A 17,480-nucleotide genomic window follows, 5' to 3' on the forward strand; every position below is an offset into this window, starting at 1 on the left:
CTCGAATGACGCACGCTGGGTCATTGCTACCCGAACCACCTCTGCGGGATCGATCCGGCCTCCGTCCCGTCGGGACCTGTCAGCCATGCCCTTTCTTGGCCCGGCATTCATATTTTCTCAGGCGACGGCCTCATTTTTCCATTTGAAGTCGGTGCCGTTCTTCCACAGCGCCAGCATCAGCACGGCAATCTTGCGGGCCGCGGGCACGGCTGCTTTTTTGAAACCTTTCCGTCCCGCAAGTCTCACAGCCCATGACTTCAGCGGCGAAAACCGTGTTACCCGGGATATCAGGGCAGTGGCGGCCTCGAATAACAGGCTCCGCAGGGCGCGATCTCCGCAAGCCCGAGAAAAGCGCCGATGTTGGACGTCTTGCGAAACCGGTCGGCACGCGACGATAGGGCCGACCCCGGGAATGGTCATCAGACGGCGTGCCAGATCGCTTCCCTTCGCAATGTCGCGCAGTTCCTTGTCGATCCCAGCAGCGGCCGTGCAAAGCGCGGCATGCGCGGCGATGCATCCCTCCGCGATGACAGCGAAGATCGGTTCATGTTTTGCGGCCGCTGCCAGTTGGTCACGGAATGCCTGATGCTGCTTGCCCTGGTGAACGGCAGTCAGCCGAAAACCAAAGGTTTTCAGGATGCCGCGGACATGTCGCTCGAGATCGTTGTGCAGGTGAAGCAACCGATCACGGGCACCGAGCAGCGTTCTGAGCCGGTCGGCATCCAGACTACGGATATGGACAGGGGTAAACCAACCAGTACGCGCCAGCTGCGCCAGACCTTCGGCATCAGCGGCGTGGGATTTGTTCAGCCGGGCCGACAACACCTTGTGCGCCGTCCGGGCATCGATGCAAATCATGTCCAGCCCCAAGTCGCCGAGAGATCGCTGCAACCAGATCGAAAGTTGACCCCTTTCATGAACTGTTAGAGTGGGTGAGATTTGCGGATCGGCAAAAAAACTGACGATCGCCTCCGGCTGACAGGCGACACATCCCCGAACCAGAACCCCTCCGGTTTCATCGACGACGCAGATCAAGACTTCCTTCAGCGAAACGTCAAGCCCAGCAAAGCATTTCATGGTCTTTCTCCTCGCGACGGCTCCAAATGAGGATGAAGGTACCAGCACTCGCTCGCCGCTGAAGAGCGACAGCCGCAATCACACCATGTCCGGGACATCTGGACCAGTTTGCCGCGCAGCTAAACTTGTGCGCCGGGTGCTTCTTGCTGGTCCTTGGCCCCTGATAGATCGGCACCAGGCGCATGAGCCTCATCAGCCGACGGACCCGGTGCCGTCCGCAGCGATGCCCTCGGGCTGTATTTGCCGGGCCATCTGGCGGGAGCCATGACCCAAGGCATCTCGAGAAACGGCCGGTCGATGATCTCCATGAGCTTCAGGGTCTCGGCAATTTCGCCGCGCGGCTGGTAATAAAGGCCGGAGCGCGCCAGAGACAGCAGACGGCACTGCCGTCGGACGCTGAGATCGAGATGATCCTGTTTCACCAGTTTTTTTCCTCCAGTGCCGAGAATGTGAATGGAGGCCGCCGATAAAAAATCGCGCTCGATGACGTTCTGGCCGATCTTGGCATTCAGCCTCTCGACCTCCCCCGCAGAGATTTGCGGCGCGGCGCGCGAGGCACCGCATGCCGCGGCCATGTTCTCGATCGCGGTTCTCTTCCACCCCGAAATCGTCGTCGGATGGATGCCGTTGAACGGCTCTCTCGGACCGATGGCGCTCGCCGTTCAACTTCTTGGCCAGTTCAGCCGTCGTCGGTTCCTCGCGAATGACCCAAGAGCCACCTTCGCCTTGAACTCTGCAGCATAGCGCTTGCGTTTCGTCATGTCGGATCGTTCTTCCTCAGGCGCTCAAGCTTAGCCTCTCGTCCGAATTCGTGCGGCCACCTTCATTCAATCCGCTGGCGCGGACCAGCTTGAACTCGGCCTCTACGCCGCTTCACGGATCGCCTCTCCATCTGCAGCATCATTCTTCTGACGCTTGACGAAGGGCTTCACATAGGCCCGCGGAATGAGCCACACCTCGTGGCCCAGCTTGGCCAGTTCGCGGCCCCAGAAATGCGCGCCGCCGCAGGCCTCCATCGCCACTATGCAGGGTGGCAGCTAGCAGAAGTCCTGCACCTCGGCCCTACGACGCTTGGTCGAGCCCGACCGTGATAATCTCCGACATGACCGCCTCCCGATTGGGATTGTCGCGATCCCAACGTGGCACATCGATGCCGTCGGAGGGCGGTTACAGCATCAACGCCGATCAGAAGATGAAATCGCTCTCCGAGAGATCGATGGATTTCGCGATCTCGATGACCAGATCCGCGACGCGGTCGCCATTGACATCGCCATAGACGAATGTGGCCTCTGCGGTCCTGACCCAGCGCAACTCGCCCGCTTCCCCGCTGAATGCGGCATTTTCGATATATTCGAAATCCTGGTTGCCGAAGGTCCGCGTGTCGGCGTCGATGGCATTCAGATTGATCTTGTCCGACTGGGACGAGGCGAAATCCACGATGCGATCACGCGAGGCGGAACTGCTCATGCTCTCGCCAGCGACGTAAAAGACGAACATGTCGGCACCGGCACCGCCGACAAGCGTATCGGAGCCGCCGCCGCCGATCAGGGTGTCGTTCCCGGACCCGGCCTCCAGAAGGTCGCCACCGTCGCCACCGGCAAGCCAGTCCGCCCCGTTCTCGCCAAAGAGCCGGTCGCTTCCGGCCCCTCCGCTCAACTGATCCGCGCCAATTCCCCCGGCCAGCAGGTCATCGCCATTGCCGCCCGCTATGGAGTCATTCCCGGATTCGCCGTAAAGCATATCCTTGCCATCGCCGCCGTCGATGCGGTCATGGCCCTCTCCGGCATAGATGGTATCCGCCGAGTCGTCGCCTGACAGCAAATCGTTTCCGGCTTCGCCGTAGATGAGGTCGCGGCCACCGCCGCCCTGAACCTGATCGTTTCCGGGACCCGCATAGATCGTGTCCTTGCCCTCCCCTCCGAGCATGCTGTCATTGCCCGTGGCCCCGTAAAGCGCGTCATTGCCGCTGTCGCCGATCAGATTGTCATGGCCGGCATTGCCGTAAAGCACGTCATCGCCGTCGCCGCCCTCAAGGCGGTTATTGCCATCCTCTCCCAAAAGCGTGTCATTGCCCTTATCGCCCAGAAGCAGGTCATTGCCGTCGCCGCCAAACAGCTTGTCATTGCCGGCACCGCCCCGGATCGTGTCATGCCCGCCATATCCGGCAAGCGTTTCACTATGGGCATTGCCGGTAATTCGGTCATTCGCAGCCAGCAAGAGATGGCTGAAACTCAGGTCGTTGAACGCGCTGAAGGCCTGAGCCAGGCTGGCCGCCGGAACATTCAGGCCGGATGCTTCGAAAACCGTGACGCCGCCGGAAACGATCCGCAGCGATGTTACTGTTCCGGAGTCCAATGCCCCGAGCCCGCTCCCGGAAAAGGCGAGCGCCGTGCCCCCGATCAGCGCGTAATCGGACGCGCTGTCGAAAAGGCGCAGGACCGAGTCGTTCTGCGACACCTGTTGGTAATCCAGCAATTCCGACCAGCGAACGCTGGTAATGTCCCGGGCAAAGGATGCTTTGAAGCTGATGTTTACCTTGGGCATGAAACCTGTCGCTTTACAATTTATAGTTGCAGACAAACTGGGCTGAAACCGCACGCATTTCGAGGCCGTCGCTCAAAGGGGTAACGGCGTAGAAGCAGCTTCGCCACGCTTAAAGATGCCCCTGCGCGGCATGACAAGCATTGCTGTACGGAAACGCGGGATCTGTGGGGGTTTTGCCACCATCCGCCCGCGCGCGCCCCGACCCGCCAGCGGCCTGCGAAAGACGCCGGGTTCAGCCCCCCCTTCGATCGCCCGCAGCGACGCGGGACGATTTCGACGCATAGAGCAGGTGATCCGCACGGGCGAGCAGCAATTCCCGATCCCACTCGACCGTGCTGGCCATCGCGACCCCGAAACTGATGCCGACCCTGACTTCGGGACCATCGGCTGCGAGCGGGATGGGCCGGGCCACGGTCTCGTTCAGGCGTGACGCCATCTGTTCGGCGTCGCTTTGCGTCCCGCAGGTCATGAGGATCGCGAACTCGTCCCCCGCCCAGCGGGCCACGATGTCCTCGCTGCGCACGCATTGCGACAGCCGCCGGGCGATCTCTTGCAGGACCGCGTCGCCCGCGGCATGCCCGTATCTGTCATTCACCGGCTTGAACCGGTCCAGATCGCCGAAGAGCAAGGCCAGATCGTCCCGGCGTTCGGCCAGCAAGAGGTCGAGCCGCTTGTTGAAACCGGCGCGGTTCAGAAGACCGGTCAGCGGGTCGGTCTGGGCCTCGCCGATCAGGCTGAGCTGGCGGCTATAGGCCTGCGTGGCATCCTGAAAAACCACGACGCCGCCGAATGTCTCGCCCTCGGGATCCGTGACCAGAGACGCCGAGCGTGTCACCGGCAGGAGCCCGCCCGAGCGCGTGCGCAGCATCGCCTGCTGTTCTTCTTCGACGGGGGCGAAGAGCGTGTCGTTGAGCGGCTCGCCGCTTGTGGAAAGCAGCGGAAAGACCCGGTCAAGCCCCTGCCCGCTTGCGCTTTTCGCGCTCCACCCGGTCAGACGCTCGGCTGAAGGGTTCATCCAGGAAATGTGATTGTCGATATCCGTCGCAATGACCCCGTCGCCCACGGCGTCAAATGTGGCGCGCAGGATCTGGCGCTGGCGATGCACCTCTTTCAGGGCAAAGACCAGCCGGTTCTTGTTGCGGTAGAGTTCCAGAAAGATCGCCACTTTCGAGAGCAGGATCTGCTCGTTGACCGGCTTCTGGACATAGTCGATCGCGCCGGACATGTAGCCGCGGATCTGGCTCAGCTCATCCACGTTCGACGCGGTCAGAAAGACAATCGGGGTCTCGGCCGAGAACGGATTGTCGCGCAGATATTCCGCGACCTCATAGCCGTCCATTTCGGGCATCTGGACATCCAGAAGGATCAGGGCGAACTGCATGTCCAGCGCCAGAGACAGCGCCTCATTGCCCGATTCCGCCATGACCAGATCGGCATCGACGCCGCGCAGCAGGGTTTTCATGGCGATCAGGTTCGAGCGGATGTCATCGACCAGCAGGATCTTGGGTCTCTGGTCCGAAGGGTCGATCTCGAGTTTCGCGGAACGTGTCATCACTCGTCACTTTCGTCTGTCGGTTCGAATCCGGGCTGAAGCGGGCTGCGGGCGGGCCGAAGCGGACGGTAAAGCCGGTTGCAGCCCTGCGCCTTGGCAAAGGCCGGACTCGCATAAAGCGGAGCCTCGCGGCTGCCAAGGCAAAGCAGTCCCCCGCGTGCAAGGGAATCCTGAAACAGGTCAAAGACGCGGCGTTGCAGATGATCGCCGAAATAGATCATCACATTGCGGCAGAAGATGAGGTTCGCCTCGCAGAATACCCCGTCGCTGGCAAGGTTGTGTTCGAAGAAGCTGACATTGCGCAACAATGCCGGATCAAGGCGATAGCCATTGCCGCTGGGCGCGACATAGGATGAGACATGGCGGGTTCCGCCGCCAAGCAGATAGCGTCGGTTGATTTCCTCGATCCGGTCAGGGCTGAGGCAGGGACTGTTGGCCGCCTTGGGTTGCCGACGTCGGGTGATGTCACTGGCAAAGATGCGGCAGCGCGGATAAAGCCCGGCTTCGGTCAGCAGGATCGCGAGGGAATAGACCTCTTCGCCGCCTGCGCAGCCGGCATGCCAGATCGTGATGTTCGAAAAGCTGCTGAGCATCGGCAGGACATGCCGCGTCACCTCGGAAAAGGCCTCGGGCTCGCGAAAATAGTCGCTGATCGGAACGGTGATGTTCTCGACGATGAAGTCGACCTCGCCCGGATGCGACAGGGCCCAGTCATTCAGTTCCGAGATGCCGGACAGCCGCAGCTTGGTCGCAAGATGCCGCAATCTATTGGCCAGAGAGGTACCGCGATAGCCACGAAAATCATAGCCGTACCGGTCATAGAAGGACCGGGCAAAGGCGGCCGCCTCGTCATCCATGCGGCAGATGCTCTTGCAGCAGCGACATCAGTTTCGGCACATCCACGGGTTTCGTCATGTAATCCGTCGCGCCCGCATTGAGGCATTTTTCGCGATCCTCGCGCATGGCCTTGGCGGTCAGGGCGATGATCGGCAGCTTGCCCCAATTGCCGCCGCGCTTGCGGATCTCGGTCATGGCCTCGTAGCCGTCCATATTGGGCATCATCATGTCCATCAGGATCAGTTCGACATCCGGATGGGCCTCGAGTTCCGCCAGCGCCTTCAGTCCGTCCTGGGCCAGAACGACCTCCAGCCCCTTGCCGCGCAGGACCTTTGCAAGAGCATAGATATTGCGCATGTCGTCATCGACCAGAAGAAGCTTGCCCTTGATCCGGGTGCCATTTACCGGCACGGCCCGTGCGGGCGCGACCGGGCTTGCCACGGGCCTGCTCGGGGCGGGATGATCCCGCAGGAACTGCTCGACCTCTTCCTGCAGCCGCTTCTGGGAATGCTCTCCCTTCATGACGATGCTGTCGGTATAGGCCCTGAGCCGCATGATCTCGTCCGAGGACAGATCGCGCGCGGAATAGATCACCACCGGCGGCATGCGCCCCAGTTTCTGCATGCGTTCGAGCAGTTCGAAGCCGGAAAGATCCGGCAGGCCGATATCAAGAATGACGCAGCCGAATTCGCGTCGTGCCACCAGATTCAGCGCATTTTCCCCGGTCAGGGCCGAGACCACCTCGATCCCGGCGCGGTGCAGAAGCTGCGAGACGGCAATTTGCGTGCTGGCATCGTCCTCGATCACCAGAACCGAAGGGGGGTCCGCCCATGGTGCGGGCTTGGCCGCAGGTTCGGGTTTTGCGGCCGGGCGCTGAGGAGGGGGCGTGATTTCTGTCGCAGGTGCCGCGCCGTCCTGATCGAGGATCGGTATCGTCACGCAAAAGCGCGACCCAACGCCTTCGGCGCTTTCGACGGTCAGGCCGCCGCCCAGCAATGCCGCCAATTGCCGAGAGATCGAAAGACCAAGCCCGGTCCCGCCGAACTGCCTGCGGGTGCTGCCATCGACCTGCTCGAAGGGCCGGAAGATCGTCTCGAGCTTATCCGCTGGAATGCCGATGCCGGTGTCCGACACCTGTAGCGCAAAACTCTTGCCGTCGGCGCTGAGCCCCAATGAGACACGGACCTCGCCGTGAGGCGTGAACTTGATCGCATTGCCGATCAGGTTATTGGCGATCTGCTCAAGGCGGACGCCATCGGTCCAGAGATATTCGGGCAGCGCCGGGTCGCTGGAAATTCGGAAATCCAGCCCATTGTCCTCGGCCAACGGACGGAATGTCCGTTCCAGCACATGGCAATAGGACGCGATCGAGACCGCCTCGCGATTGGCCTCGAGCTTGCCCGCCTCGATTTTCGAAAGATCAAGAATATCGTTGATCAGCCGGAGCAGGCTGACCCCGCTGCCATGAATGACCGAGGCGGCCTCGACCTGTTCCTCATCGAGATTGCCGTGATCGTTATCGGCGAGGTCCTGGGCCAGAATCAGCATGCTGTTCAGCGGCGTGCGCAATTCATGCGACATATTGGCGAGGAAATGCGATTTGTATTGGTTCGCGCGCTCTAGCTCTTCGGCGCGGGTGATCGCCTCCTGCCGCGACTCGGCCAGCTGTTCGCCGCGCCGCTCAAGTTCGTCATTGGTCGCTTGCAAGGTTTCCTGCTGGGCCCGAAGCTCTTCTTCGGCGGCTTGCAGCTCCTCGGTCTGTTTCTGGCTCTGCTCCAGCAATTCCCGGGTGCGCAGGACGCGGCGCAGGTTCTCCAGCGGCAGGCTGACGATGGTCGGCGCGTCATCGACCAGCCGTTGGCGCACCTCGTCGAGAACGTCGTAAGTGGCAAATTCCATCACGCCGATCAGCCGGTCCTGAAGCACGATCGGCACGACAAGGACGGATGCGGGCGTGCCCTCGCCCGAGCCGGAATGGATCTTGAGATAATCCTCCGGGACCGGTGACAGGATGATCGTCTTGCGCTCCAGCGCGGCCTGGCCCACCAGCCCCTCACCCAGATTGTAGCTGGTCGCGACATGCCGTCTTTCGCGATAGCCGTAGCTGGCATAGAGCCGCAGGGATCGGCTCGCTTCCTCGTACGCGAAAAACACGCCGACCCCGGCCTTGATCTTGGGCGCAAGGCCTTGCAGCGCGGCATTGGCGAAATCCATCAGCGTCTTTTGCTGCTGGATGGTCTGGGACAGTTCGGTCAGGACACGCCGCACCTGCAGATCCACGCTGCGCTCGACCGCGAGATTGCGAAAGACCAGAAGCGACCGGCTCATGGCGCCGATCTCATCGTTGCGATCCTGATAAGGCACCCTTGCGCCACGGTCGTCATCGGCCAGACGCTCCATCGTCGTGGCCAGACGTTTGAGGGGCGAACTGATCCGCTTATACAGCACGATATAGGCCGTGATCGCCGCCAGGCAGACCAGGATCGCCGCGAGCATATTTGCCTTTTGCAGCCATGCGATCGCGTCGTTGCGCTTTCCGCGTGCCGCGTTCAGCGCGTCTTCGACCATGTTGAACAGGCGGTCGAAATTCTCGCGCGGGAAGCTGTCGACCGGGCGGTTCGCATTGTTGGTTAGGAAATAGGCCAGCGCCTGCGACCGCGCGGCAGGGGTCACCGTCTCGGTCATGCGCGCAAGAAGCGGTTCCGCGGTCTGCGTCATCCAGTCATGCGCCGCGACCTGCACGGCGACCACATCGGCGACGGATTGCGCATCAAGGCGGGGTTGGCGCATCAGCGTCTCGATCGAGGACAATGTCTCTTGATGAGCGCGGCGGAATTTCTCGTGGGATTGCGGCGTGCCCTGGGACAGCGTGTCGACGAGCGCCAGTTCGCGGGCCAGAATCACGCGCTCGACCGCCTCGATGGCGGTTTGTGTCCCGGTCAGGTCGCGCACTTCGTTCTGGGCGTGTGACAGATCCTCGGTCGCCAAATAGGACACGGAACTGACTGTGCCGACGACAAGCAGGAATGCCAGCATAACAACCGCGAGTTGCGACGCCAAAGAGAAATTGAGCCGTCGATTGGCCAAGACAGTCCTCCACATTCGCGCGAGCCGAACCTCTGGAAATCAATCAGTCCGTGTTCAACTTGCGCTATAGCGTCAAGCGACGATCTGGAAAAGACTGGTCAGTTTCGATGTGCAATTGTCCAATTAAACAGCGGCGTATCGGCAACGTCCGCTTTAATCCCGGGAATTCATCCGCCTAGCCACCACTGGAACCGGGTTTTCATTGCTGCAATCGCTGCGGGCAGTTGTCCTTTTAGCCACAATCATATGATGTTCTTTGACGAGGCCGCCGAGAACGGGCAATTACGCGTTTAGGATGCGTTGAGCTTTGAAAGACAGCAGGAAAGCTCAGCAAGGACGGCAATCGGACGAACGGCGAAGCGAATGGCAAGAAAATCTCCAGGCTGGATTAGATCCTTATGTCTGATCTCGGCCGTGGCCGGAATGACGGCCTGCAGCGCAGATCCAGATCATTTCGGCCTGACGCGCGGGCAGATCGACGAAAGAACCCCCTTCGTCGCGGTTCCGTCCAGCCAGGCTTGGGTCAGCCCTCCGCATATCCGCTCGGTCCTGCAGCGCGATCTTGGGACCGAAAGCGAGCAGCAGATCGGGCTTGAAAACCGCTCCACGATTGCGGGCGACAACCTCATGCTGCTGCGCACCCGCGCGGGCTCGTCGAACCTTGGCCGGCTGCGCTTCGAGGATGTCGTGGCGCGGTTCGGCGGCTTACCTCATCCCTTCACCAACCTGTCCTCGGGCGACCTGCTTCAGGAACAGGACGGGTTGGGAACATATTTCTGGGTCGGCCAGACGATCGGTGAGACGACAAACTGCATTCTGGGATTGCGGCGCGTCGATGGCGGGATGCGCCAGCTTCCGGGCGGAACGGGCATCATGGACATCATCGTGCGCAATTGCGTCATCGGCAGCCAGCAAGAGGCGCTGACCCCGCTGATGGCCGAAAGTATCAGCACCGTCGCGGCCCTGCGTGGCGCCGACGGATCCAGCCGGATGCTGTCGCCGCTGGCCGCGCCGACCGGGAATCTGCAAGCCGCAAACCCGACATCGGGGGCGCGGCCATGAACTCACGCATGTCGCTTCGCCTTCCCCTGCTGGCGCTCTGGGCCGTGACGCTTGTCCCGGTCTTTGCCCTGAGCGCGATCCCGGTGTCGAACATGGGTCAGGGGATGCTGGGTGTCATGGCGGTCATCCTGGTCGCGCTGCTCAAACCCTTCACGTCGAGTATCCTCGCCCGCACCAGCTTTGTCGCGATCGCCAGCGTGGTGGTGCTGCGCTACTGGTTCTGGCGTGTCACGGCGACCCTGCCCGAGCCGTCGTTCAGCGCCTCCTTCGTGTTTGCCGTGCTGCTTCTGGTGGTCGAGACCTATTCGATCCTCGTCTTCTTCCTTGGCGGCTTCATCACCGCCGATCCGCTCGAGCGCGGCCTGCCGCCCAAGGTCGAACTGGAGGATCTGCCCAGCGTCGACATTCTGGTGCCGTCCTATAACGAGCCGGTCGAGATGCTCAGCATCACGCTTTCGGCCGCAAAGAACATGATCTACCCGGCCTCGCGTCGGCGGGTGGTGCTTTGCGACGATGGGGGCACGGATCAGCGCTGCAATTCGCCCGACCCGGAACTGGCCGCGCGGTCGCGCTCGCGCCGGGCCGAGTTGCAGGCGCTTTGCGCGGAAATGGGCGTGATCTATTCCACCCGCGCCCGCAATGAGCACGCGAAGGCCGGGAATATGAGCGCGGCGCTGGACCGGCTGGTTGGCGATCTGGTCGTGGTTTTTGACGCCGACCACGTGCCCTCGCGCGACTTTCTCGCCCGCACTGTCGGCTATTTCTCGCAGGACCCCAAGCTGTTCCTTGTCCAGACCCCGCATCACTTCATCAATCCCGATCCGATCCAGCGCAATCTGGGACTGAAATCCCCGCCCGAGAACGAGATGTTCTACGGCATGATCCATCGCGGGCTGGACCGCTGGGGCGGGGCGTTCTTCTGCGGCTCGGCGGCGGTGATCCGGCGCAAGGCGCTGGACAGCGTCGGCGGCTTTGCCGGCGAGACCATCACCGAGGATGCCGAAACCGCGCTGGACATCCATGCGCGCGGCTGGCGCAGCCTTTACATCGACCGCGCCATGATCGCGGGGCTTCAGCCCGAGACCTTCGTGTCCTTCATCCAGCAGCGGGGCCGTTGGGCCTCGGGCATGGTCCAGATGCTGATGCTCAAGAACCCGCTGTTCCGGCCCGGCCTGAAGCCCATGCAGCGGCTTTGCTACATCAACTCGATGTCCTTCTGGTTCTTTCCGCTGATCCGGCTGGTATATATCATCGCGCCGCTGACTTACCTGTTCTTCGGGGTCGAAATCGTCGTCACCACCTTCCAAGAGGCCATGACCTATGTGCTGAGCTACATGGCCGTGGTGCTGTTGGTTCAGAACGGCATCTTCTCGCGCTATCGCTGGCCCTTGATCTCGGAGATCTACGAGATCGCGCAGGCGCCCTATCTTGCGGTCTCGATCTTTCGCACGATCCTGCGCCCGCGCGGCGCAAAATTCAACGTGACCGCCAAGGACGAGACCCTGGCCGAGAATTACATCTCGCCGATCTACAAGCCGCTTCTGGCCCTGTTTGGCCTGACCGTCGCCGGCGTCGTGGCGCTGGCTTTCCGCTGGCTCGCATTCCCCGGCGACCGCAGCGTGCTGTCCGTGGTGGGGGTCTGGGCGATCATCAATCTGCTGCTGGTCTCGCTGTCGCTTCGCGCGGTGTCGGAAAAGCAGCAGCGCCGGGCCTCGCCGCGGGTCGAAACCGCATTGCCCGCGACCGTCAACTGGACCGGCTCGGGTCCGGTCCCCCTAAGCGCGACGGTGCTAGACGTCTCGACCAGCGGCGCGCAGCTTCGCCTTGACCAGGCACCCCAGGGCCGGGACAGGCGCATGGTCCGTGTCGGCGACGAGATCGCCTTCCGCCCGCGCTTCGAACATGCCGCACATCTCGAGCAAGAGATCCGCGCCACCGTGCTGGCGATCAAGAACAGCGCCGCAAACGGCACGACTCTGGGTCTGCGATTTGTCGCCGACCAGCCGCTGGTGGTTCGTGAGGTGGTCGCGCAGATGATCTTTGGCGATAGCGAGGTCTGGCTGAAACAGCGCGAAGCCAGCCGCGAGGGCAAGGGGCTGTTGGCCGGGCTGGCCTATATTCTGGCTCTCATGGTGACGTCGATTCCTCGGACCTTCTCCGATTTCCGGCGCGAACCGGCGCGGCGGCGGCGCAACCGGCTTGCGCCCGCGCAGAACCGGCAGCCCGCGCATCTGATGGCCTTTGGCGCCGATTTCGATACGGAAGAGCATCGCAGCGAGGCCATGCCGCAGCCGCTCGAGGCCTTCATCGGGATGGAGCAGCTACGATGACCCGCGCCGCCCGCGCCCCGGCCCTGATCCTGGCCGTGATCCTCGCGCTTGGGCTTACGACAGCCGCGGCCTCGGCGCAGGACGTGCCCGAGATCCGGATCGCACCCCCCGAGACCAGTGAGACCGAACCCGAACCCGAACCCGAACCCCGGCCAGAGACCACCGCGACACCCGTTCCGGCAGAGCGCGACGCGACCGAAGCAGTGACGGAACCACAGGAGCGCCGCAGCTTTGCGCCCCTGCGCCCCTCGGCCCCTGTTCCGCCGCGCGTGGTCATGGGGGCCGGCCTGTCCGAGCCGGGCATCCTGCGTCTGACGGGCGAGGTCGCGGCCAGCTCTTTCGACCTGTGGCTGCCCGAGGACCTGCCCTTGCCGCGCGAACTGGTCCTGACCACGCGCGCCTCGATCAATGTCCTCCCGGATAATGCGGCTCTGCGGGTCACGGTGAATGATGCGCCGCCGGCGGAACTGCCGGTCAGCCATTTCGAAGGGTTCCAGCCTTTGCGCCTGCCTGCGCCGGGACTGGTGCCCGGCATGAACCGCATCGGCATCGCGCTGGACCAGCCGCACCGGATCTTTTGCGGACCCGATGCCAGTTTCGATGTCTGGACCGAATTCGATCTGGCGCGCAGCGGCGCCGAATACCCTGCGGCGACCCTGCCTCTGGACGCGCAGGCCTTTTCCCGTGCCGTCGGGGACCAGATCGCGGCGGGACGGCCGCTGGCGCTGCTCGCCGATCCGGCGGCCGATCCGGCCAGCCTGCGCGCGCTTGCGACCACGCTCGGCGCAGCGATGCAGGGCCTGGGAAGGATCGAGATCCGGTCGTTCTACGCGCCGGGTTCTGACGGTGCCTCGGTCGCTCTGGTTCCCTCGGGGCAAAGCCGGGCCAGCTTGCGGCGGGATGCGCGTGGCGCCGCCGTGCTTGTGGTCGAGGTCGCGGATGGTGTCCTGCCTGATCTCAAGGGCATGATCCTTGCCGAGGCGATGCCCGCCAGCCCCCCGGTTCCGTCCTTGTCTCCCGGTCGGGAAACCAGCCTCGCCGAACTGGGCGCGCCGGACGTGATCGGCAATACCCGTTACTATCGCCATGATCTGCGCTTCCGGCTGCCTTCGGACTGGCTGCTGCTGGCGAACCAGAAGGCGCAGATGCGACTGGTCTATGGCTTTGCCGATGACCTGCCCAAGGGCGCGATGCTGCTCGTCAAGATCAATGACGAGACGATCCGCCTCTTGCCGCTCGATAGCGAGGGCGGGCGGATCGTCGATCCATTGGCCATTCCCTTCGCGGCGCGGCTCTTGCACCCCGGCGTGAACAGGCTCAGCTTCGAGATGATGGTTCCCGGCGATCCGGCGGACTCCGCCTGCGGACCCCGCCGGACCGACATGCTGGTGATCACAGGGGACACGACGCTCGAGGTGCCGACCTCTCCGGCCATGTCCCTGTCCGGGCTTTCCGGCCCGCTTTTGGGCCTGACCGCCGATGGCATTTCGGTCAGCCCCGAGGCCGCTGAACAGGACAGCCTGCAACGCTTTGCCACGGAACTGGCCGCGCGTTTCGCCGGAACTGGCGATGCCGACGATCAGGTCAGCCTGTCCGTGACCGATGTGACCGGCCTGTCCCGATCCGAAAGCGGCATCCCCCCGCGCATCCTGCAAGACGCGCTCTTGCCGCCCGCCGCCGCATCGGCAGCCTCGATCGCGCCCGGCGCCGACAGCCCCGGTTTCCGCCTGAGCGAGGACGCCCCACAGACCGATCCGGCTAAGCCCGAACCGGGCAAGGGCGGCGAGATGTCGATCGCCAACTGGGTCTCCCGGCAGGCCGCGCGCCTCCGTCAGGCCGCCTTCATGTCCTCGGACGGGGATCTGGCGACCTGGCTCGCGGCCCGCAAGGGCGACGCCCTTCTGATCTCTGCCGACCCGTCTGAGCCCGGCGCCCTACGGCTGGTGCTCGGGCCGCAGGCCAGGGCCGAGGCCATCGGTTCGGCGCTCATATCCATGCGTGACGATTGGCTTGGCGAGGGAAGGGTTGCATTGCTCTCGAATGACGGGACAAGGCAGGTCTGGGCCGAGGCCGGATTGCCACGGATGCGCGAGGCGGTGACGCCGCTCAACATGCTGCCGGTCCTTGGCAATTACGCCTCGTGGTCACCGCTGTTATTCACCGCGGGGATCATGGCCTTCGCCCTTATCTCGGTCATCCCGGCGCTGCTGATCGTGATCATCTTCCGCAGTCGGAGAATTCGCTGATGCACCGACGTGACTTCCTGTTCACAACGCTGGCCGCGAGTCTCCTCAGCGGACCTGCTTCTGCCTTGGCCGAGGAAGGGATGACCCATTTCGGTTCCGATCATCCGCTGCAAGGTTCCTGGCGCATGTGGAAGGCGCTTTGCCTGAACGCCGAAGGCCGGGTCATCGACGGTTTTCAGAACGCCGCCAGCCATTCCGAGGGCCAGGGCTACGGGCTGGCCCTGGCCGCGATGTTCGGTGATCATGCGGCCTTCGACGCGATCATGGCATGGAGCGATACCAATCTGGCCGTGCGCGACGATGCGCTGATGGCATGGCGATGGCTGCCCGAAGCCGATCCGCATATCCAGGATCGCAACAATGCCACCGATGGCGACCTGTTCTTTGCCTGGGGGCTGGTTCTTGGCGGAGAACGTCAGGGCCGTCCCGAACTGATCGAGCGCGCGACACGGATCGCGGGCGACATTGTCAGGCTCTGCGCCGCGCCGCATCCCGATGGCAGCGCGGGCAATGTCATGCTGCCCGCGGCGGCCGGATTTCTGACGGCCGATCAATTGGTGGTGAACCCCTCGTATTACATGCCCCGGGCGATGCGCGAGGTAGCATCTGCAACCGGCGTCCGGGCCTTGGCAGAGCTTGCCGATACCGGCGAGACCCTGATCGAGGCCCTGGCGCAAAACGGGCTGGTCCCCGACTGGATCGCGCTGACCGCCTCGGGGCCGGTCCCCCCGCCCGAGAATTTCTCGCGCCGCTCGGGCTATGAGGCGATCCGCGTGCCCTTGATGGCGCTTTGGTCGGGCAATGCCGGATCAGCCTCCGTCCGGAATTTCGCGCAGGCCACGGCCGATGGATGGATGACCGAGAATCCCCCGGTCGTATTTGCTCCGGACAGCGGCGAGGTGATCGAGCGCAGCAGCCATGCCGGCTATCGCGCCGTCGCAGCCCTGAGCGATTGCGCGATGCGCGACGGCGCGGGCTCGGTGATGCCGCGCTTTACCGCCGAGCAACCCTATTATCCCGCGACGCTGCATCTGATGGCGCTGGTCGCACAAGTCACAGGGTTTCCAAGATGCGTACCTCTTTGATCCGCCCCGCTTTGCTTGCCGGGGCATTTGTCATGGCCTTTCCCGCCTTTGCCCAGGAGGCCCCGTCACCCGACGAGTTTCTGGCGCTGAACATCTATCTTCAGCGCAATGAAAGCGCTGCGGTCGAGGCGGAATTGCGGCGCTTGCGCGTGAAATATCCGCAATGGACCCCGCCTGCGGATCTGCGGCAATTGTCCCGCACCACCACCAGCCCCGGCACCGAAATCGACAGCTTCTACAAGCAGCTTGCGGCGGGACAGGTCGAGCAGGCGCAGGCGACCCTTGCCGCGATGCGCAGGGATTATCCGACTTGGACGCCTCCGGCCGATATGAGCGTGCAGCTCGAGACCGCTTCGGGGCAGAAATCCCTGGATGCCGCCTTGCAAGGCGGCGATGTCGAGGCCGCCCGCTCGGTCGCGACGCGCACGCCGGGTCTTTTGCGCTGCGACCGGATCAACAATGCATGGCGCATCGCCGAAGGCCAGGCCAGCGCTGGAAACAAGGCCGAGGCTCTTGCGACCTACCGCGCCATTCTGGGCGCCTGCACCGACCCGGGCGACCTCGCCGCGACGATCGAAAAGGCCGATGCCGTCAGCACCGAGGCCGAGTTGCGGGCCATGGTCTCTATGGTCACCGGGCGGTTCCCGGCGGAAGCCGCGCGCTTCGATCAGCTTTTGCAACGCCTGCTTGCCGGCCGTGGGGCGGCTCGGACAGTCGTCGTTCCACAGCCTGCAGCCCCGTCCCAGACGCCCGCCCGCCCGGCCGAGCAGCCGCGCCAACAGGCGGCCGCTCAGCCGCGGCAACAGAGCCGCAGCCCCGAAAGCGGCACGAGCCAGCCCGCGCCGCGCCGCAGCAAGGAAAGCCCCGCGCAATGCGCGGCCCGCACCGCGACTGCCCGTGCGGCGGCGACGGTGCTTGAACGTGCGTGGTGCGTTTACAATCTGGACCGAACCATGGATGCGCTGGCGGATTTCCGCACGGCTCTGGCGGGTCGCCTGAACGCCCAGCAGCAGCGCGAGGCCCGCTACGGGCTGTCGCTGGCCTATCTCAAGCTCGGAATGGCAGAAGAGGCCTCGCGGATCGCCGCAGCAACCGATTTCACCCATCAGCAACGCGTCGATGTCGAACGCCAGATCCTCGACCAACGCGGGGTGCAAGCCTATCGCGAGCGGCGCTTTCGCGACGCGATCCGGTATTTCGACGCGATGGAGCAGATCGCGGGCGGAATCCGGCGCGACATCGCGATCCTACGCGCCTATGCCTATCTGAACGCCGACCTGCGCACCAAGGCCCGCGCCGAGTTCATGCGGCTGAACAACGAGCTTTCGACCAACGAAACCCGCCGCGGGCTGGCCGCATCATCCGATTGAGGCCCGGCAGATCTGCCGGGTCGATGCACGGGCTGCTCAAGTGATAGGAATGGGTATGGGAAGGACCACGGCCCCGCATGGGCCAGATTGATCTCGGTCGGCCGGTGCGTGAGGCGGATCTGACAAGCGATTGGCCCTCAGACGCGAAGCCCTTGCGCGGGGGGCTCACGCAGGCTGCATGGTGGCCGCTCTGAGAGCGGTCCGCTTGCCTCTGTGGTCTTTCGCGCCGAAGGCAAGCCCGCCTGCGATTTGCGACGATCCGTGCCCTTGCGAAAGACAGGAAGCGCGCG

Annotated in this window: 10 protein-coding genes and 2 pseudogenes; 5 read left to right on the forward strand and 7 right to left on the reverse strand. The window is 63.5% G+C overall.

The window, feature by feature from the left end:
• Window positions 1-117: 117 nt before the first annotated feature.
• The 7 genes and pseudogenes from ESZ60_RS10805 to ESZ60_RS10835 all read right to left on the reverse strand — a co-directional run bounded on the left by ESZ60_RS10805 (window position 118) and on the right by ESZ60_RS10835 (window position 9,046).
• On the reverse strand, window positions 118-1,077 hold the full coding sequence (locus tag ESZ60_RS10805) for an IS110 family transposase (RefSeq protein WP_134680594.1): 960 nt from the start codon (window positions 1,075-1,077) through the stop codon (window positions 118-120).
• A 470-nt stretch (window positions 1,078-1,547) separates the two neighbouring features.
• A pseudogene (locus tag ESZ60_RS21840) lies at window positions 1,548-1,838 on the reverse strand (transposase); the annotation flags it as partial.
• Between the two features lie 105 nt (window positions 1,839-1,943).
• Window positions 1,944-2,114: pseudogene (locus ESZ60_RS10815) on the reverse strand (IS110 family transposase); the annotation flags it as partial.
• Window positions 2,115-2,262: 148 nt separating this feature from the next.
• Window positions 2,263-3,621, reverse strand: a complete 1,359-nt coding sequence (locus ESZ60_RS10820; protein ID WP_134680596.1) for a calcium-binding protein — start codon at window positions 3,619-3,621, stop codon at window positions 2,263-2,265.
• A gap of 232 nt (window positions 3,622-3,853) precedes the next feature.
• Window positions 3,854-5,173, reverse strand: coding sequence for a diguanylate cyclase domain-containing protein (locus tag ESZ60_RS10825; protein ID WP_134680597.1), 1,320 nt, complete (start codon window positions 5,171-5,173; stop codon window positions 3,854-3,856).
• The gene (locus tag ESZ60_RS10830; RefSeq protein WP_134680598.1) at window positions 5,173-6,030 is read right to left on the reverse strand and encodes a CheR family methyltransferase; all 858 of its coding nucleotides are present in this window, start codon (window positions 6,028-6,030) and stop codon (window positions 5,173-5,175) included. Before ESZ60_RS10830 ends, ESZ60_RS10825 begins: the two co-directional genes overlap by 1 nt.
• Window positions 6,023-9,046 (reverse strand): hybrid sensor histidine kinase/response regulator, encoded by a 3,024-nt coding sequence (locus tag ESZ60_RS10835; protein ID WP_167620125.1) that lies wholly within the window; start codon window positions 9,044-9,046, stop codon window positions 6,023-6,025. Before ESZ60_RS10835 ends, ESZ60_RS10830 begins: the two co-directional genes overlap by 8 nt.
• Window positions 9,047-9,520: 474 nt before the next feature.
• On the opposite strand from ESZ60_RS10835, the gene ESZ60_RS10840 reads away from it, so the two are divergent.
• The 5 genes from ESZ60_RS10840 (at window position 9,521) to ESZ60_RS10860 (ending at window position 17,190) form a co-directional block, all read left to right on the forward strand.
• On the forward strand, window positions 9,521-10,159 hold the full coding sequence (locus tag ESZ60_RS10840; protein ID WP_134680600.1) for a hypothetical protein: 639 nt from the start codon (window positions 9,521-9,523) through the stop codon (window positions 10,157-10,159).
• An 8-nt stretch (window positions 10,160-10,167) separates the two neighbouring features.
• A complete protein-coding gene (gene bcsA / locus ESZ60_RS10845; RefSeq protein WP_245155662.1) occupies window positions 10,168-12,489 on the forward strand; it encodes a UDP-forming cellulose synthase catalytic subunit in 2,322 nt (773 codons plus the stop codon).
• Window positions 12,486-14,735, forward strand: coding sequence for a cellulose biosynthesis cyclic di-GMP-binding regulatory protein BcsB (locus ESZ60_RS10850; protein WP_134680602.1), 2,250 nt, complete (start codon window positions 12,486-12,488; stop codon window positions 14,733-14,735). Before bcsA ends, ESZ60_RS10850 begins: the two co-directional genes overlap by 4 nt.
• Window positions 14,736-14,815: 80 nt before the next feature.
• Entirely contained in the window at window positions 14,816-15,820 is a 1,005-nt protein-coding gene (locus ESZ60_RS10855) for a family 8 glycosyl hydrolase (protein ID WP_134680653.1), read from the forward strand.
• The gene (locus ESZ60_RS10860; protein WP_134680603.1) at window positions 15,805-17,190 is read left to right on the forward strand and encodes a hypothetical protein; all 1,386 of its coding nucleotides are present in this window, start codon (window positions 15,805-15,807) and stop codon (window positions 17,188-17,190) included. Before ESZ60_RS10855 ends, ESZ60_RS10860 begins: the two co-directional genes overlap by 16 nt.
• Window positions 17,191-17,480: the final 290 nt, after the last annotated feature.

This window comes from Paracoccus ravus, from assembly GCF_004522175.1.
Classification (GTDB): Bacteria; Pseudomonadota; Alphaproteobacteria; order Rhodobacterales; family Rhodobacteraceae; genus Paracoccus; species Paracoccus ravus.